The sequence below is a fragment of the Pseudonocardia sp. genome (assembly GCF_029263155.1).
Lineage (GTDB): Bacteria > Actinomycetota > Actinomycetes > Mycobacteriales > Pseudonocardiaceae > Pseudonocardia.
The window spans coordinates 24,717-41,951 of record NZ_JAJCYB010000014.1; the positions used below are offsets into that span (position 1 = coordinate 24,717).

At 72.9% G+C, this 17,235-nt stretch carries 14 protein-coding genes; 5 read left to right on the plus strand and 9 right to left on the minus strand.

Going from position 1 to position 17,235, the window contains the following annotated elements:
- Window positions 1-17 precede the first annotated feature (17 nt).
- Complete coding sequence (gene hrpA, locus Q1K26_RS02245; RefSeq protein ID WP_300007424.1) at window positions 18-4,178, plus strand: ATP-dependent RNA helicase HrpA; 4,161 nt, start codon at window positions 18-20, stop codon at window positions 4,176-4,178.
- Window positions 4,179-4,190: 12 nt separating this feature from the next.
- On the opposite strand, the gene Q1K26_RS02250 is transcribed toward hrpA, so the two are convergent.
- The 5 genes from Q1K26_RS02250 to Q1K26_RS02270 all read right to left on the minus strand — a co-directional run bounded on the left by Q1K26_RS02250 (window position 4,191) and on the right by Q1K26_RS02270 (window position 9,527).
- A complete protein-coding gene (locus Q1K26_RS02250) occupies window positions 4,191-5,102 on the minus strand; it encodes a hypothetical protein (RefSeq protein WP_300007425.1) in 912 nt (303 codons plus the stop codon).
- 232 nt (window positions 5,103-5,334) lie between these two features.
- Window positions 5,335-6,321: a zinc-dependent alcohol dehydrogenase family protein gene (locus Q1K26_RS02255; protein WP_300007426.1), complete on the minus strand. Its 987-nt coding sequence runs from the start codon at window positions 6,319-6,321 to the stop codon at window positions 5,335-5,337.
- Entirely contained in the window at window positions 6,321-7,202 is an 882-nt protein-coding gene (locus Q1K26_RS02260) for a carbohydrate ABC transporter permease (RefSeq protein WP_300007427.1), read from the minus strand. Before Q1K26_RS02260 ends, Q1K26_RS02255 begins: the two co-directional genes overlap by 1 nt.
- A 34-nt stretch (window positions 7,203-7,236) precedes the next feature.
- A complete protein-coding gene (locus Q1K26_RS02265) occupies window positions 7,237-8,172 on the minus strand; it encodes a sugar ABC transporter permease (RefSeq protein ID WP_300007428.1) in 936 nt (311 codons plus the stop codon).
- Entirely contained in the window at window positions 8,169-9,527 is a 1,359-nt protein-coding gene (locus tag Q1K26_RS02270; RefSeq protein WP_300007429.1) for a sugar ABC transporter substrate-binding protein, read from the minus strand. Before Q1K26_RS02270 ends, Q1K26_RS02265 begins: the two co-directional genes overlap by 4 nt.
- A gap of 163 nt (window positions 9,528-9,690) precedes the next feature.
- On the opposite strand from Q1K26_RS02270, the gene Q1K26_RS02275 reads away from it, so the two are divergent.
- The 3 genes from Q1K26_RS02275 to Q1K26_RS02285 all read left to right on the plus strand — a co-directional run bounded on the left by Q1K26_RS02275 (window position 9,691) and on the right by Q1K26_RS02285 (window position 12,728).
- Window positions 9,691-10,641, plus strand: a complete 951-nt coding sequence (locus Q1K26_RS02275) for a sugar-binding domain-containing protein (protein WP_300007430.1) — start codon at window positions 9,691-9,693, stop codon at window positions 10,639-10,641.
- Window positions 10,631-11,413: a phosphotransferase gene (locus Q1K26_RS02280; RefSeq protein WP_300007431.1), complete on the plus strand. Its 783-nt coding sequence runs from the start codon at window positions 10,631-10,633 to the stop codon at window positions 11,411-11,413. The genes Q1K26_RS02275 and Q1K26_RS02280 overlap by 11 nt, the downstream gene beginning before the upstream one ends.
- Before the next feature lie 124 nt (window positions 11,414-11,537).
- On the plus strand, window positions 11,538-12,728 hold the full coding sequence (locus tag Q1K26_RS02285; RefSeq protein ID WP_300007432.1) for an acyl-CoA dehydrogenase family protein: 1,191 nt from the start codon (window positions 11,538-11,540) through the stop codon (window positions 12,726-12,728).
- On the opposite strand, the gene Q1K26_RS02290 is transcribed toward Q1K26_RS02285, so the two are convergent.
- Window positions 12,725-13,093 carry a rhodanese-like domain-containing protein gene (locus tag Q1K26_RS02290; protein WP_300007433.1) on the minus strand — a complete coding sequence of 123 codons (369 nt, stop codon included), beginning with the start codon at window positions 13,091-13,093 and terminating at the stop codon, window positions 12,725-12,727. The two genes, Q1K26_RS02285 and Q1K26_RS02290, sit on opposite strands and share 4 nt — an antisense overlap.
- Entirely contained in the window at window positions 13,090-13,599 is a 510-nt protein-coding gene (locus Q1K26_RS02295) for a cysteine dioxygenase family protein (protein ID WP_300007434.1), read from the minus strand. The genes Q1K26_RS02290 and Q1K26_RS02295 overlap by 4 nt, the downstream gene beginning before the upstream one ends.
- A gap of 185 nt (window positions 13,600-13,784) precedes the next feature.
- Here Q1K26_RS02295 and Q1K26_RS02300 point away from each other — a divergent pair, with 185 nt between their 5' ends.
- Complete coding sequence (locus tag Q1K26_RS02300) at window positions 13,785-14,495, plus strand: acetoacetate decarboxylase family protein (RefSeq protein ID WP_300007435.1); 711 nt, start codon at window positions 13,785-13,787, stop codon at window positions 14,493-14,495.
- A 2-nt stretch (window positions 14,496-14,497) separates the two neighbouring features.
- Here Q1K26_RS02300 and Q1K26_RS02305 read toward each other — a convergent pair whose 3' ends face one another.
- A complete protein-coding gene (locus tag Q1K26_RS02305) occupies window positions 14,498-15,340 on the minus strand; it encodes an alpha/beta hydrolase (RefSeq protein ID WP_300007436.1) in 843 nt (280 codons plus the stop codon).
- A gap of 10 nt (window positions 15,341-15,350) precedes the next feature.
- Complete coding sequence (locus tag Q1K26_RS02310) at window positions 15,351-17,144, minus strand: carboxypeptidase regulatory-like domain-containing protein (RefSeq protein WP_300007437.1); 1,794 nt, start codon at window positions 17,142-17,144, stop codon at window positions 15,351-15,353.
- Window positions 17,145-17,235: the final 91 nt, after the last annotated feature.

Here is a 17,235-nt window from a genome sequence, read left to right on the forward strand (position 1 = left end):
GGCACACTGGTTCCACGATGTCCTCCTTCCCGGCCCGAGCCACTGACGCGCGCCCAGCGCCGGACGCACCCGCCCCTTCCGCCCGACCCACGGGTTCCGCGCCGGATCCCGCATCCGACACCGAACGCCGGCCCCGCCGCCCCCGCAGGCGGCGGTCGCAGGCAGCGGGCCGGAGTCAGGACCCGTCCCGGACCGACGCACCCGACGGCACCGCGGCCCAAGCCCGCCGGGGGCGGTCGGGCGCACCGCACTCACAGCCCGACTCGCGCGTACGCACGCCCCGACTCGCGGAGGGGGACGTCGACGCGCTGGCCGAGCGGCTTCCGGATTTGACCCTGCGTGACGAGCACCGGCTCGCCCGGCGCCTGGAGACCGCCCGCCGCACCCGCGATCCGCGAGCCCGCGACCGCGCGCTCGCGGCCGCCGCCGACGCGGTCGACGCCGGCGAGGCACGGGTGGCCGCGCGCCGCGCCGCGGTGCCCGCGATCAGCTACCCGGAGACCCTGCCGGTCAGCGCCCGGCGCGAGGACATCGCCGCCGCGATCCGCGACCACCAGGTGGTGATCGTCGCCGGCGAGACCGGCTCCGGGAAGACCACCCAGATCCCGAAGATCTGCCTGGAGCTGGGCCGCGGCGTGCGCGGGCTGATCGGGCACACCCAGCCCCGCCGGCTCGCCGCGCGCACCGTGGCCGCGCGGATCGCCGAGGAGTTGCACACCGAGATCGGCGACACCGTCGGCTGGAAGGTGCGGTTCACCGACCAGGTCGGCGAGAACACACTGGTCAAGCTCATGACCGACGGCATCCTGCTCGCCGAGCTCACCGGCGACCGGATGCTGTGGCAGTACGACACCCTGATCATCGACGAGGCCCACGAGCGCAGCCTCAACATCGACTTCATCCTCGGCTACCTCGCGCAGCTGCTCCCCCGCCGCCCCGACCTCAAGGTGATCATCACCTCGGCCACGATCGACCCCGAGCGGTTCGCGGCCCACTTCGCGTCCTCGCCCACCCACCCGGCGCCGATCGTCGAGGTCTCGGGTCGGTCCTACCCCGTGGAGATGCGGTACCGCCCGGTCGTCGACCCCGACGACCCCGACGCCGACCCCGACCGCGACCAGCTCGCCGCAATCGCCGACGCCGTCACCGAGCTGCGCCGCGAGGGCCCCGGCGACATCCTCGTGTTCCTGCCCGGCGAGCGGGAGATCCGCGACACCGCCGACGGCCTGGCGAGACGGGACTTCCCGGGCATCGAGATCCTCCCGCTCTACGCCCGGCAGACCACCGCCGAGCAGCAGCGCGTCTTCGCCCCTCGTCAGTCGTCACTCGGCCGGCGGGTGGTGCTGGCGACGAACGTCGCCGAGACCTCGCTGACCGTGCCCGGCATCCGCTACGTCATCGACCCGGGTCTGGCCCGCATCTCGCGCTACTCGCGACGGCTCAAGGTGCAGCGGCTGCCGATCGAGAAGGTCAGCCAGGCCAGCGCCAACCAGCGCGCGGGCCGCTGCGGGCGCGTCGCGGACGGCATCTGCATCCGCCTCTACTCCGAGGACGACTTCGACGCCCGCCCCGCGTTCACCGATCCGGAGATCCTGCGCACCAACCTCGCGTCGGTCGTGCTGCAGATGATCTCGCTGGAGCTGGGCGAGATCACCGAGTTCCCGTTCGTCGACCCGCCGGATCAGCGCAGCGTCAACGACGGCCTGGCGCTGCTGCAGGAGCTGGGCGCGCTCGACGGGACGCACGCGCTCACCCCGGTCGGTCGCCGCCTGGCCGCGCTCCCCGTCGATCCGCGCCTGGGCCGGATGCTGGTGGAGGCCGACCGCAACGGCTGCCTGCGGGAGGTGCTCGTCATCGCCGCCGCGCTGTCGGTGCAGGACCCCCGCGAGCGCCCCACCGAGCAGCGCCAGGCCGCCGACGAGCGCCACGCCCGTTTCGCCGAGGACGGCAGCGACTTCCTCGCGTTCCGCAACCTGTGGACCTACGTCGACGAGCAACGCCGGGAGCTGTCCGGGAGCCGGTTCCGCAAGCAGTTGCGCGAGGAGTTCCTGCACTACCTGCGCATCCGCGAGTGGCGGGACCTGCACGCGCAGCTCCGCTCGGCCGCCCGCAACGCCGGGATGAGCGTGAACGACACCGAGGCGGACGCCGACCGCATCCACCGGTCGATCCTCGCCGGGCTGCTGAGCCAGGTGGGGCTCAAGGAGGCCGACACCAAGGAGTACCTCGGCGCCCGCGGGGCGAAGTTCATGATCTTCCCCGGATCGCCGCTGGCGAAGCGGGGCCCGCGCTGGGTGATGGCGGCCGAGCTCGTCGAGACCTCGCGGCTGTTCGCACGCACCGCCGCCCGGATCAAGCCGGAGTGGATCGAGCCGCTCGCCGGGCACCTGGTGAAGCGGACGTACTCCGAGCCGCACTGGTCGCGCAAGCGCGCCGCCGCGGTGGCCGTCGAGCGCGTCACGCTCTACGGCGTGCCGATCGTGGTGGACCGCACCGTCGACTACGGGCGGGTCGATCCCGAGGTCTCGCGGGAGCTGTTCATCCGCCACGCGCTCGTCGAGGGCGACTGGGACACCCGCCACCGCTTCTTCCACGCCAACCGCGAGCTGCTCGAGGTCGCCGAGGAGCTCGAGCACCGGGCGCGGCGGCGCGACCTCGTCGTCGACCCGGAGACCCTCGTCGAGTTCTACGAGCGGCGGATCCCGGCGCACGTGGTGTCGGGGCGGCACTTCGACACCTGGTACCGCAAGGCGAAACCTGCCCTCGAGCTCACCGACGAGATGGTGCGCACCGCCCAGGCCGCCGAGATCGACGCCACCGCCTACCCCGACCACGTCGAGGCGGGCGGGCTGACGCTGCCGCTGTCGTACGCGTTCGAGCCCGGCCATCACACCGACGGCGTCACCGTCGACGTCCCGGTGGCCGCGCTGCACCAGATCGACCCCACGCCGTTCACCTGGCAGGTGCCCGGCCTGCGCGAGGACCTGGTGATCGCGCTGATCAAGACACTGCCGAAGTCGCTGCGCAGGCTGTTCGCGCCCGCCCCCGACCACGCCCGCGCGGTGCTCGCCCGGCTGCGCGACCAGGACGAACCCTTGCTGGACGGCCTGGAGCGGGAGCTGGGGCGGATGCGCGAGGTCCACATCCCGCGCGAGGCCTGGGAACTCGACCGGCTGCCCGAGCACCTCACCGTCACGTTCCGGGTGGTGGACGAGCACGGCGCCGAGGTCACCCGCGGCACCGACCTGGAGGCGCTGCGCCGCGAGCTGGCCCCGAAGGTGCGCGCCGAGCTGGCCGCCGCGGGCGTCGACCTGGAGCGCCACGGCCTCACCACCTGGACCATCGGCACGCTCCCCCGCGAGCACGCGATCCGCCGCGGCCGGCACGTCGTCACCGGGTTCCCCGGCCTGCTGGTCCGCGGCGACGCCGTGGACGTCCGCGTCTTCCCGACGGCCGCCGAGCGCGACCCCGCCCACCACCGCGGCGTGCGCCGGTTGCTGCTGCGGGAGACCACGTCGCCGGCCAGGCAGGTGCAGCGCGACCTGGACAACGCCGCGAAGCTGGCCCTGTCGCGCAACCCGCACGGCTCGGTCGCCGCGCTGCTGGAGGACTGCACCGTCGCCGCGGCCGACGCGCTGATCGCAGCCGCCGGCGGGGACCCGTTCGACGAGCGCGGGTACCTGCGGCTGCAGAAGCTGTTCCGGGAGCGGCTGGCGTCCACCACGCTGCAGGTGCTGCACGCCGTGCGCGCCGTGCTGGACGGGTGGCACCGCGTGCAGTCCCGGCTCGCCGACGCGCACCGCACCCCGGGCACCCGCGCCGGGTTCGCCGACATCGACGCCCAGCTCACCGCCCTGGTCGGCCCGGGATTCGCGACGAGCGCGGGCGCGTCCCGGCTCGGCGACCTCGTGCGCTACCTGGAGGCGATCGAGCGCCGGATCGAGAAGCTGCGCGTCGACCCGGCCCGCGATGCCGAGTGGACCGCGCAGGTGCGCGCCGTCGCCGACGAGTACGCCGCCGAGCTGGCCGCCGTGCAGCCCGGTACGGAGCCAGCGGCCGGGCTGCGCGAGATCCGCTGGATGATCGAGGAGCTGCGCGTGAGCCTCTACGCCCACCCCATGCGCACGAGGTACCCGGTGTCGATCAAGCGCATCCAGAAGGCGATCGACGAGCTATGAACGCCACGAGATCTACCTGAGCGGGGCCCCGGGCACCATGGACCCCACTGAGGTGGATCTGGTTCGTTCCAGCGCTCGCCGGATCTGCGCGACGATCTTCTCCGGTTCGCAGTAGATCTCGTACTTCGTGTAGCTGTACAGGCGCCAGCCCTTGTCGACCAGGTCGGTACCGCGGCCGATGTCGCGCAGCACGCCCTCCGGGGTCGTGTGTCCCTCGCCCTCGTACTCGATCCCGATCATGTGTTCGGGGTACGCCAGGTCGAGCCACACCGCTCGGCGGGCCTGCTCGTCCTGCACCACCCACTGCACCTCGGGCCGCGGCAGCCCGGCGAGCACCAGCAACAGGCGCAGGCGCGTCTCCATCGGGGACCCGGACCGGCGGTCGGCGAGCGATAGCACCTCGCAGACGGCGTCGTTCCCCCGCGCACGGGGGAAGTGCACCAGGAAGTTCAGCAGCAGGTCGGGCGAGAAGCCGTGGACGCGGGCGAGCGCGTCCACCGCCACCACTCGGTCGACGAGGTCACCCCGGCGGGCGAGGTCCCAGGCGGTACGGATCGGGGTGGTCGTCCGGAGCGTGCCGACGCACTGCATCTCCCCGGGCGCCAGGCGGTCCCGGTGGACGAGCAGGCCGGGATGGACCCGTTGCTTCCCTGCGAACACAGTCACCTCGGCCGGCGCGTCCCGCGGGCCGCAGGAGGCTCCGAGCAGCTCGGCCGCCGCGTAGCCGGACAGAACTCCACGGCCCTCGACGTAGCGGTAGGCGGCGTGCGAGCGCAGTGTGAGGTCACGCTTCCGCTCGGCGGCGACGTACGTATCGGGGAACAGCCGCGCGAACCGCGGCCCGCGCAGCACGTCCTTCGTGACGAGCCCCGCAGCGACGGCGAGCGAGCCACGAAAGGCGACGGGCCACCCCGGTACGACCATCGGCGCAGGATGCCCGCAACCGCATCCGCTCCGTGGGCGTTTCGCACAGTTCGCAGCACGAGATCTACGCGAGCGGGGAGAGCGATGGCACGAACCCCTCTGACGTAGATCTCGCGCGTCAGCGGCTGACCACGCGCCCGGGAGGACCATCACCTTGATCGACGCCGGGTCGCGGCGCGTCGCGCTCCTCCAGAACCACCCGACCGGCGCCGTACAGCGCGGCCGCCCCGCGTCAGGGGCGCACCTGGATCTTCCGTCCCACCCCGGCCCGGAACTGCTCCAGTGCAGCCGGGTACTCCTCCAGCGGCCTGCGGTCACTGATCATGATCTCCGGCCGGAGCACCCCGTCGGCGAAGAGCTCCGCGGCCCGCTCGAAACTGTGCAGCACCGCCATCGACCCGACGATCCGGATCTCCTGGTTGTAGACGCGGAACGGCGAGAACCGCGCCACGGCGTCCTCGTTGGCCACCCCGAACTGCTGGAACGTGCCGCCGCGGATCACGCGGCCCAGGCCGTCCTCGATGGCGGCGACGACCCCGGTGCAGTCGATCACGACGTCCCAGCCGCGCGGGCGGTCCAGCTCGTCGGCGCCGGTCACGGTGGCCGTGCAGCCCAGCTCCTTCGCCGTCTCCAGCCGAGCGGGGTTGAGGTCGACCATGCTGACGCTGGCCGCGCCGGCCCGCTTGGCCAGCTCCATCATCATCAGGCCCATCGTGCCCGCGCCGTAGATCAGGTAGTGGTCGCCGAGCGCCGGGGCGAGCACGTCGAAGCCGCGCACGGCGCACGACAGCGGCTCGATCAGGGCGGCGTCGGCGGGCGACACCCCGGCGGGCAGCACCACACAGTTGGCCACCGGCGCCACCGCGTACTCGGCCGCACCACCCGTCGTCGACACGCCGATCGCGGCCCAGCGCTCGCACAGGTTGCCCCGCCCGCGCCGGCAGAAGTAGCACTCGCCGCAGTGCAGCGACGGGTCCACGGCCACCTGCTCACCGACCTGCACCTCGGTGACGTCGCGACCCCTCGCCACGACCTCCCCGGCGAACTCGTGCCCCGGTGTCACCGGCAGCGTGGGCGCGAACTCCCCGTCGGCGATGTGCAGGTCGGTGCCGCAGATGCCGCACCCGGCCACGGCGACGACGACCTCCCGCGGCCCCGGCGCCGGGTCCGGCACCGTCTCCACGGTGACCTGGTCGGCGGAGATGACAGCTGCTCTCATTACTTGATCGCTCCCAACGACAGGCCCTGCACCAGCTTGTCCTGCGCCGCGAACCCGGCGATGAGCACCGGAAGCGACACCACCACTGCCGCCGCGCACACCTTCGCCAGGAACAGCCCCTGACTGGTGACGAAGCTCGTCAGGAACACCGGCGCCGTCTGCGCCACGGTCGCCGTCAGCACCCGGGCGAACAGCAGCTCGTTCCAGCTGAAGATGAAACAGATCAGCGACGTGGCCGCGATCCCCGGCAGCACCATGGGGATCAGGATCGTGCGCAGCGTGCGCATCAGCGAGCAGCCGTCCATCGCCGCCGCCTCCAGCACCTCGCCGGGGACCTCGGCGAGGAACGAGCGCATCATCCACACCGCGATCGGCAGGTTCATCGAGGTGTACAGGATGATGAGCAGCCAGATGTTGTCGAGCATCCCGATGCCCTGCGCGATCAGGTAGACCGGCAGCAGGCCGGCCACCACCGGCAGCATCTTGGTGGACAGGAAGAAGAACAGCACGTCGGTCCACTTGCGCACCGGACGGATCGACAGCGCGTACGCGGCGGGGATCGCCAGGACGAGCACCAGCGCCGTGGACACGACGCTCGCCGTCATCGAGTTGAGCAGCGGCGGCCACGGGCTCGCCCCCGTCGACGCCCCGAAGAAGTTGAGATAGCCGTCGAGGGTGAGCGGCGCGAACACCGACGGGGGGTTGGTCGCCGCATCGTTCTCACTGTGGAACGAGGTCAGGACCATCCACACGACCGGCAGCACGAACAGGATGCCGACGATCCAGGCGACCACCCCGAGATAGGTGCCCGACCGGCGGCGCTGCGGCTTCGCCGTGGCGAGTCCGGACGGGGTGGCCGGAGCATCGAGAGTGGCAGTCATGTCGGCTCCTCCGCGGGAAGAAGTGCGTCGTCGGTCATCGGGAACCCTCCTGGCGGAACAGCGACGACACGGTGCGCAGGGCGAACATGGCGATGAGGATCGTCCCGATCACCACGATGACCCCGGCGGCGGACGCCCGGCCGTAGTCCTGCGCGTTGTAGAAGGTCTGGTAGATCGTGTACGGCAGGTTCGCCGTGCCCAGGCCACCCGAGGTGATCGTGAAGACGGCGTCGAAGTTCTGGACGATGTAGATCGATCCGAGCAGCCCGCCGAGCTCCAGGTACTGGCGCAGGTGCGGGAAGGTCATGTAGCGGAAGATCTGCCAGTTCGAGCAGCCGTCGATCTGCGCGGCCTCGATGACGTCGAGCGGCTTGCTCTGCAGCCCGGCCAGGATGATCAGCATCATGAACGGGGTCCACTGCCACACGAGCGCGGCGACGACGGACGTCAGCGGTGCGGCGGAGATCCAGTCCGGCTGCGGGGCGTTCGCCCCGAAGATCCAGGTGAGCACGCCGTTGAACAGCCCGTACTCGGGGTTGTAGAGCGCGTGCTTCCACACCAGCGCCGCGGCCACCGGCACCACCAGGAACGGCGTGATCATCATCGTGCGCACGAACCCGCGCCCGAGGAACGCGCGGTCGAGCAGCAGCGCGATGAGCAGGCCGAGCACCAGGCTGACCGCCACCACCGACACGGTCAGCACGATCGTCGTGACGATCGCCTCGCGCGTGGTGACGTCGGTGAGGACGCGCGCGAAGTTGTCGAATCCCGCGAACCCGCGCTCGTCGGGGTAGTAGGCGTTCCAGTTCATGAACGAGATCACCAGCGTGCCCAGGAACGGCAGCTGCGTCACGACGATCAGGAAGATCAGGGCGGGCAGCAGCGGGGCCCGGCGCGCCCAGTCACCGGCCTTGCGCAGCGCGGGCCCCTCGGGCTGGGCCGTCCGGGGCCGTTCCACCGTCGTCGTCATGATCCACTCTCCCGGGACCGGTACCGCTCCGCCACGTCGTCGGCCAGCTCCTGGCCGCGGTCGAGCGCCTCGGCGACGCTCGTCTGGCCGGCGATGGCCGAGCTGATCTGCTGCGACACCTGGGTCCCCAGATCCGGGAACTCCGGAATGCCGACGAACTGGACGCCCAGCGCCGGTCGCGGTTGCACGCCGGGGTCGCGCGGGTCGGCCGACTCGATCGCCCGGCGCGTCGGCTCGGCGAACGCCGCCGACTCGGCGAGGTAGTCCGGGTTGGAGTAGGTCGACGCCCGCTTGCCCGCGGGTACCGACGACCACCCGATCTCCTCGCCGACGAGCTGCTCGTACTCCTTGCCCGAGGCCCACGAGACGAACTGCCAGGCCGCGTCCTTGCGCTCGCTGGCCGCCTGGATGCCCCACGACCAGGCGTAGAGCCAGCCGGCGCTGTCGGTCTCGACCACCGGGGCCGGGGCGTAGCCCATGCGCCCCCGGACCGGGGAGTCGGCGGCCTCCAGCGATCCCGCCGCCGAGGTGGCGTCGTACCACATCGCGGCGTTGCCCTGGATGAGGTTGTTGAGGCACTCGGTGAACCCGGCCTGCGCGGCGCCGGTCTCGCCGTGCTCGCGCACGAGGTCGACGTAGAAGGTCACGGCCTCGGTGAACTCCGGCGCGTTCACCTGCGCCTGCCAGTCCTGCGTGAACCAGGTGCCGCCGAAGGTGTTGACCACGGTGGTGAGCGGCGCGAAGACCTGGCCCCATCCCGGCTGGCCGCGCAGGCAGATCCCCGCCATGCCCGGCTGGATGCCGTCGATGCGCGCGGCGATGTCGGCCACCTGCGGCCAGGTCGGGTTCTCCGGCATGGTGATGCCGGCCTGTTCCAGCACGTCGCGGCGGTACATGAGGAACGAGGACTCGCCGTAGAACGGCTGGCCGTAGACCTGCCCGTCGTCACCGGTGAGCGAGGTGACCATCGGCGCGAGGATGTCGTCCTGGTCGAACTCCGGGTCGGCCTCGATGAAGGAGTCCATCGGCGCGATCCAGCCGCTGCGCGCGTAGATCGGGATCTCGAAGTTGGACAGCGTCGCGACGTCGTACTGGCCGGCCTGGCTGGAGAACTCCTGGCTGATCTTGTCGCGGACGTCGTTCTCGGGCAGCACCGTGAAGTTGACGGTGATGCCGGTCTCGCGGGTGAAGTGGTCGGCCGTGAGCCGCTGGAGATCCACCATCTGCTGGTTGTTGACCATCAGCACGTTGATGCTGTTCGGCCCGCCCCCACCGACGGAGCCGCCCCATCCCGCGCATCCCGAGCTCACCAGCAGCACCACGATCGCGAGCAGCACCGCGCGCGAACGTCTCATCTCACCCTCCCCGACAGAAGTGCCCGACAGAAAGTGCCCGACAGAAGAGTGCTCAGATGAGCACCAGCCCGATCACACGATCGAAGTGTGGCAGCGCTCACCCTGCAGGCCAAGAAACGTGTAAGAATGGGCGTCGAAGCGCTCAGATGAGCAGGAGTTGTCGATGACCAAGGGGCCCGCGCAGCTCGTCCTCACCGCGTCCGTCGCGCGTCGCTACTACCTCGACGGCCGCTCGAAGGTCGAGATCGCCGAGGAGTTCGCGCTGAGCCGGTTCAAGGTCGCCCGGCTGCTGGAGGACGCCCGCTCCAGCGGGATCGTGCGCATCGAGATCGGCTACCCCGGCACCGTCGACGTCGAGCTGTCCGGACGGCTCATGCGCACCCTGGGGCTCACGCACTGCGTCGTCACCGACACCCCGGACGAGCACCCCGCCGCGCTGCGCGAGCACCTGGGCACGGCCGCGGCGGCGCTGCTGAGCGAGGTCGTCACCGACGGCGACGTGCTCGGCCTGTCCTGGGCCCGCTCGGTGAGCGCGATGGCCACGGCGCTCACCGGGCTCGCGCCGGTGCCGGTCGTGCAGCTCACCGGCGCGCTCGCCCGCCCCGGCGTCGACGACAGCTCCATCGAGCTCGTCCGCGAGGTCGCCCGGGTCTCCGGTGGGCCCGCGTACTTCTTCTACGCCCCCATGGCCGTGCCCGACGCCGCCACCGCCCGCGTGTTGCGCCAGCAGCCGGAGGTCGCCCGGGCGTTCTCGCTGATCAGCTCGGTGACGGTGGCCGTTGCCGGGGTGGGGGCGTGGGAACCGGAGCAGTCCACGCTCTACGACGCCACCGGCGAGGCCGAGCGCGCCGAGCTCGCCCGGATGGGCGTCTGCGCCGACGTCTCCGGCGTGCTCGTCGACGCGCACGGTGTGGCGGTGCCGGCCGCGCTGACCGAGCGCATGATCGGCATCACGCACCGGCAGATGGAGGCCGTTCCCGAGGTGATCGGCATCGTGTACGGCCTCGCGAAGACCCATGCCGTGCTCGCGGCGGTGCGGGGCGGGCTGGTGAACAGCCTGGTCACGCACTCCACGCTGGCCAACGCGCTGATCGAGGCCGCCGATGGCCATTGAGGTCCCCCTGCTGGGCGGCACCGCCAACCGGGGCCGCGTGCACCGCGTCGGCGACACCGTGCGCCGCCCGCTGCGCCGCACCACCCCCGCCGTGCACGCGCTGCTGCGCCACCTGGAGGACGTCGGCTTCGACGGCGCGCCCCGCGTGCTCGGCATCGACGACGACGGCCGCGAGATCCTCAGCTACGTCCCCGGTCAGGCGGTGACGGCTCCCGCCCCGGGCTGGGGCCTCACCGACGCCGCGCTGCGCAGCGTCGGACACCTGCTGCGGCGCTTCCACGACGCGGTGACCGGATTCGACCCCCGGCCGCACGCGTGGTCGGCGTCGGCACCGGAGCCCTTCGCGGACGGGGGGATCACCCACAACGACCCGAACCTCGACAACGTCGTGTTCCGCGACGGCCGGGCAGTGGCCCTGATCGACTTCGACCTCGCCGCGCCCGGCCACCCCGTGTGGGACGTCGCGGGCGCCGCCCGGCTCTGGGCCCCGCTGCGCGACCCGACCGACACCACCGACCGGCGCCGGAACCGCGAGCTGACCCGCCTGCGGGTCCTCGCGGACGCGTACGGCCTCGACGACGCCGGCCGGACCCTCCTGCCCGCCGCCGTGGTCGGCCACCACGAGTGGATGACCGAACTGGTGGGCGACGGCGCCCGCCGCGGGATCCCCGGTTTCGCCGAGTACTGGACGGCGCAGGCACGATCGCGAGCGGCCCGCACGAGCGCGTGGCTGCACGCCCACGCCGACGACATCGCCCACACCCTCATCTGACAGCACTTCGGAGCCACAGTGCTGTTCCCGAGGCCCTCGGTACGGCGTTGTGGCTCCGAAGTGCGGGGCGGGCGATCGGATCCCAGGTGCTGCTGCCCGGCGCGGGCCGTGCCACGATCGCCCGATGGCCGAATACGCGCATCTCGGTGAGGCACTGGGCACCGACTTCTTCTCCGTCCGCGACCAGTTCACCGGCGAGCAGTGGGACCGGTTCATCGCCGTCCGCAAGTTCGTGGACGACGAGGTGCTGCCCGACATCGGCGACTACTGGGAGAAGGCCGAGCTGCCGTGGCACCTGTTCCGACGGCTGCCCGAGCTCAAGATCGTCGGCGAGGACATCCAGGGGTACGGCGCGGCGGGCATGAGCCCGATGGCGTGCGGTCTGGTGCACATGGAGCTGCACCGCGGCGACGGGTCGCTGGGCACGTTCCTGGGCGTGCACGCGGGGCTGGCGATGCAGTCGATCGCGATGTGCGGGTCGGAGGAGCAGAAGCAGCGCTGGCTGCCGGCGATGTCTGCGCTGGACAGGATCGGCGCGTTCGCGCTCACCGAGCCCGACCACGGCTCCGACTCGATCGCGCTCGAGACCACCGCACGCAAGGACGGCGACCACTGGATCATCGACGGCCGCAAGCGTTGGATCGGCAACGGCACCATCGCCGACCTCGTCGTCGTGTGGGCGCGTGACACCGGCTCCGGCGACGTCACGGGATTCGTCGTCGAGACCCCGGCGGAGGGCTACGAGGCATCGGTGATCACCGGCAAGATGTCGCTGCGGTCGGTGTGGCAGGCCGACATCGAGCTGACGGGCGTGCGGGTCCCGGACGAGAACCGGCTGGAGAACGCCCGCACGTTCAAGGACTGCGCGAAGGTGCTGGCCAACACCCGCGGCATCTGCGCGTGGATGGCGCTGGGTCACGCGACCGCCGGCTACGACGCCGCGATGCGCTACGCGATGGCGCGCGAGCAGTTCGGCAAGCCGCTGGCGTCGTTCCAGATCGTGCAGCAGCGGCTCGTGCACATGCTCGCCGACCTGACGTCGATGCAGCTCTACTGCATGCAGCTCGGCCGCCTCGCCGACGCCGGGCGGCTGTCCCCGACCGTCGCCGGGCTGGCCAAGATGCACAACACCCGCACGGCCCGCAAGGTCCTCTCCGAGGCCCGGGACCTGCTGGGCGGCAACGGGATCCTGCTGGAGCACCACGTGGTGCGGCACTGGGCCGACATCGAGGCCATCCACACCTTCGAGGGCACCGAGACGATGCAGACCCTCATCGTGGGCCGCGACATCACCGGCATCGGCGCCTTCGCCTAGCGATCGCCGAACTCCTCCCACCACGCCCGGTAGCCGCCGTCGAGGTCGGTGGCATTGCGCAGCCCGAGCTCCTGCAGCGACGCCGCCGCCAGGCTGGAGCTGTAGCCCTCGGAGCAGACCAGGATCCAGGTGACGTCGTGGTCGACGGCCTGCGGGACGCGGGCGGCGGAGGTCGGGTCGCAGCGCCACTCGACGTGGTTGCGCTCGATCACCAGCGCCCCCGGGAGCTCACCCTCCTGCGCGCGCTGCCAGCCGGGGCGGGTGTCGACGAGGATCGCCCCCTCGGCAACCATCGTGGCCGCCCGGCGCGGGTCCGGGCGGTCGAGGCGGGCCCGGGCGGCGGCCAGCATCTCGTCGACCGTCATCCGATCCCCTCCGAGGTGCCAGCCTCGACGAGGACGCTACGGGTGCGGTGCAACCGGAGCCGCGCGCCGTCCGGGTCGGGGGCGTAGTACGACATCGCGGTGAGCGGCGGCGAGTAGGCGTGCACGCTCACCGCGGGCGTCGGCGACGGGTTGGCGACGTCGTGCACGTGGCCCAGCCCGAAGCCGACGCTGCGCCCGGTCCGCAGCCGCCGCGACGCCGGCCCGCTCGCCGTCCACCGGGTCTCGGCCAGCGTGCCGGAGACGACCGTGAGCGCCCCCAGCGAGCCCGCGTGGTCGTGCATCTCGGCGTGCTGCTCGGTGGCCCAGCTGATCAGCCACACGTCGACGTAGTCGTCGCCCTGGATCCGCTGGTACCAGCGCCGTTCCGGGTCGATCACCACCGGGTGGGCGCCGGCCCGGACGTCCATGGCGACGCGTCGGGTGAGGGCGACGAGGTCGGTGAGCCCGAGCGAGATCGGGACGGCGCGAGGAGCGTGCTGCAGCACGGGGTACTCCAGTGGTCGTGCGGGAGCGGACGGGGCGGCCGGCTCGTGCACCGACACCGGTCGACGTGGTCGGCCCGGCGGCTGCCCGGATCTCGCCGGGGACCGGGGCGAGGGGCCTGACCACACCCGAGCACGTCCGCACCCGTTGCCCCCACACCCTCCCACGAACCGGGAGGATGTCCGGCATGGCGACGATGCTCGACGACGGCAGCTGGGAGGTCCAGGGCCGGCGTCTCGGGTTCCCGGTCCGGATCAGCGCGGCGTCGGCGGCGTGCGCCGCCTACCTCGTGCGCACCGCGCTCGCGCGCCCGCTGGTGGCCGGCACCGGGCTGGAGCTCGTGTCGGTCGCCGGACGCACGCCGCTGTTGCTGGTGCTGGTCGACTACCGGGTCAACGAGCTGGGCGACTACGACGAGGCCGGCGTCGCGTTCCTCGTGCGGCACCGCGGCGTCACCGGGCCCTACGTGCACCAGCTCCCGGTGACGCAGAGCTTCACGATGGAGGCCGGGCGCGCGCTGTGGGGGCTGCCCAAGTGGCCGGCGCGCGTCGACCTCACCATCGACGGTGGCCACGCCTCCTGCCGACTCGCCGACGACACCGGACGGCACGTGCTCACGGCCACGATGCGAGCGCTGCCACCGCGGTTGCCGTTCACCGTGCCCGGCGCGATCACCGCGCTCGCCCCGCACGGCGGCGGCGTGCTCGCCTCGCCGGTGCGGGCCCGGGTCGGCGGGCTGCGGTTGCGGGTCGGCGGCGGCGCGCACGTGGAGCTGGGGCGGGGGCACCCGATGGCCGACGAGCTGCGGGCGCTGCGCCTGCCCCGCCGCCCGCTCGCCACCGTCACCGCGGACCGGGTGTCCTTCGACATGGGCGCGGCGATCGAGGTTCCCCGATAGGCCTATCGGTGCGTGGCCAGCCACTCGCGCAGGTCGGCGAGCGGGGCGCCGCGCTCGGGCTCGTTGTAGATCTCGTGCCACAGCCCCTCGTACCAGTGCACGGTCTGGTCCGGGGAGCCGCTGGTGGCCTCCAGCCGTCGGGTGCCTGCCGGATCGGTGAGGACGTCGAGGGTGCCGTGCTGCAACAGCAGCGGCAGCCGCAACTCGCGCGCCCGCTCGGGCAGCACGTCGAACTGGGCGAACAGCGCCGACGACAGGCCCAGCGTCGGGTTGCCCCGGTGCACGAGCGGATCGGCCTGGTACGCCGCGACCACGGCCGGATCCTTGCTGATCTTCGTGGCGTCGATGCCCGCCGGGCGCAGCGTGGGCGCGAGGCGGGCGAGCCCGCGCAGCACCGGCACGGCCGCCTTCGGCACGGCGTTGCTGGCCAGCGCGGGTGCCGAGAGGACCAGCCCGCGCAGGTCCGCGCCGTGGTCGAGGGCGTAGGCCAGCGCGATCTGCCCGCCCATGCTGTGGCCGAGCAGGAACACGGGCAGTCCCGGATGCCGGGCCACGACGAGCCGCCGGAAGGCGTCGAAGTCGTCGAGCCAGTCGGCGTAGTGGTCGAGATGGGCACGGCGACCGCCGGAGCGGCCGTGACCCCGGTGGTCCAGCCCGTAGACCGCCCACCCGTCGGGCGCCAGCGCGTCGACGACGTGGCCGTAGCGTCCGGAGTGCTCGCCGAGGCCGTGGCACAGGAGCAGCACCCCGGCCGGGTCGCCCGCCGGGAGCCAGCCCTGCCAGAACAGCTCGACGCCCCGGGCGCCGGTCAGTCGCCCGTCGATCCGCACATCCGAGTCCGCCACGCCGGTCAATCTATCCGGCGCCGACACCGGCCGGGGCGAGGTCCACGTCGTGCACCAGCTCGGCCTCCTCGGGAACCACCACCAGCGTCACGTGCGGCTCGCAGCCCGCCGCCGCCACGGACAGTGCGTACTCCCCTGCCGCCATGTCGGCGACGGTGTACCCGCCGTCCGCGCCGGACTCGGTGGAGTCGACCACCTCCCCGTCCTGGACGAGGGTGACCCGAGCTCCGGCGATGGGGCCGTCCTCGCCGGTGACCGTGCCGACCAGCGACGCCGAGCGCACCAGCAGCACGTCGGCGTCGACCGGGACCTCCGCGACGGTGAGCGCGACGGCACCCGGCAGGTGGTCGGGGGCGGTGGCCACGAGGACGTAGCTGCCCGGGTGGGGGGCGCGCAGCTCCCCGCTCCCGCCGACACCGGAACGGCCGGTGGACGTCTCGTACCCCCGGTCGTCGAGCAGGGCCACGGCGACGTCCGGGATCGCGGCACCGTCGCGGCGCACGGTCCGGAACCGGACGGGCTGTGCAGCCCCAGCCCCAGCCCCCGGCCCCGGCCCCGGCCCGGGCCTGCGGCACCCCTCGAGTGCGACCACCGGCGCCCGGTCGGGGCGCGACCCGAGATCCGCCGAGCCGAATGTGCGCAGCAGCGCCAGGTCCGCGGCGGCCTGCTCCGCAGCGAGCCGGGCCGGGTCGCGACGCGGCCGGGCGGGGTCGGACCATGACTCCGCTTCACCCGGCTCGGCGGCGAGCGGCTGCGCGGAGGCCTGCTCGGCACCGGCCGGCTCGGCGTCATCGGGCTCGGCGTCATCGGGCTCAGTACCGACCGGCTCGGCCACAACGGGCTCGGCCACAACGGGCTCGGCGACCGGCCCGGCGCCGTGGACCGCCCGGACCGGCGCGGGGGGCGTGTCGAACATGATGTCGGGATCGGCCACCGGGAACGGCAGGACCGCGACGACCGCTCCCGGGGACCCGAAGTCGGTCTCGGTCCCGGCCACCCCTCGGCCGGGCGTGCTCCAGTGCGGCCGGTCCTCGACGGCCGGATCCGGGTCCGGCCGCGACGGCGGGGAGGCCGGCGGGTCGGCGACGCGGCCGCGGGGTGGGTCACCGTCGGCGAAGGGCGGATCCAGGGCGGGGTCGCGAGGGCCGGCGGTGATCGGCCCGCGCAGCAGCGCGAGTGCAGGGATGCGACCCGACTCGGCGGCCTGCTCGGGGTCCGCCACGGGCTCCCGCTCCTCGGCCGCGGTCGACATGTGCGTGGCGCGACGCCACGGCGCCTCCCCGCCCAGCGGGCCCGGCGCCGGGTTCTCGGGTGCATCCGCGGCCGCCGGTTCGGCCACGTCCGGGTCGGGCGGTGCCACCTCGTCCGGCGCACCGCCCGCGGCCCCCTCGTCCGCCACGGCGGCGGACTCGGCGGGCTCCGCCACGGTCGGTCCCTCCCCGGCAGGCGCGACGTCGGTGGGCTCGATCTCGGCAGGCTCCGGATCGGCGGGCTCCGGATCGGCGGGCTCGATCTCGGCAGGCTCGAGATCGGCGGGCTCCAGATCGGCGGGCTCCAGGTCGGCGGGCTCGATCCGGGAGATCTCGTCGATCTCGTCGATCTCGGCGCCGGGCGTCGGGGCCGAGGCGAAAGCGGGCGGGCCGGCCGCGAACGCGCCCTCCGCCGCCCGCTTGCTGACCAGGTCGGCGACGGTGCGCGGGCCGGCCGGCACGGCGGACCGGCGGCGCTGCCACCACAGCCCCGCGGCCAGCGCCAGCAGCAGCAGGACGCCGACGACGATCAGCACCATCGGAAGCACGGTCATCGGTGTCCCCGCCGAGAAGAGAATCCACGCCCGCGCGGCATGTCGCGGAGCACCGGACCGGAGCGGCCCGTGCCACTGAACCTAGCATTCT

Coding starts and splice junctions, on each gene's coding strand:
- hrpA (WP_300007424.1), top strand. CDS start 18: ATGTCCTCCTTCCCGGCCCGAGCCACTGACGCGCGCCCAGCGCCGGAC.
- Q1K26_RS02250 (WP_300007425.1), bottom strand. CDS start 5,102: ATGGTCGTACCGGGGTGGCCCGTCGCCTTTCGTGGCTCGCTCGCCGTC.
- Q1K26_RS02255 (WP_300007426.1), bottom strand. CDS start 6,321: ATGAGAGCAGCTGTCATCTCCGCCGACCAGGTCACCGTGGAGACGGTG.
- Q1K26_RS02260 (WP_300007427.1), bottom strand. CDS start 7,202: ATGACTGCCACTCTCGATGCTCCGGCCACCCCGTCCGGACTCGCCACG.
- Q1K26_RS02265 (WP_300007428.1), bottom strand. CDS start 8,172: ATGACGACGACGGTGGAACGGCCCCGGACGGCCCAGCCCGAGGGGCCC.
- Q1K26_RS02270 (WP_300007429.1), bottom strand. CDS start 9,527: ATGAGACGTTCGCGCGCGGTGCTGCTCGCGATCGTGGTGCTGCTGGTG.
- Q1K26_RS02275 (WP_300007430.1), top strand. CDS start 9,691: ATGACCAAGGGGCCCGCGCAGCTCGTCCTCACCGCGTCCGTCGCGCGT.
- Q1K26_RS02280 (WP_300007431.1), top strand. CDS start 10,631: ATGGCCATTGAGGTCCCCCTGCTGGGCGGCACCGCCAACCGGGGCCGC.
- Q1K26_RS02285 (WP_300007432.1), top strand. CDS start 11,538: ATGGCCGAATACGCGCATCTCGGTGAGGCACTGGGCACCGACTTCTTC.
- Q1K26_RS02290 (WP_300007433.1), bottom strand. CDS start 13,093: ATGACGGTCGACGAGATGCTGGCCGCCGCCCGGGCCCGCCTCGACCGC.
- Q1K26_RS02300 (WP_300007435.1), top strand. CDS start 13,785: ATGGCGACGATGCTCGACGACGGCAGCTGGGAGGTCCAGGGCCGGCGT.
- Q1K26_RS02310 (WP_300007437.1), bottom strand. CDS start 17,144: ATGACCGTGCTTCCGATGGTGCTGATCGTCGTCGGCGTCCTGCTGCTG.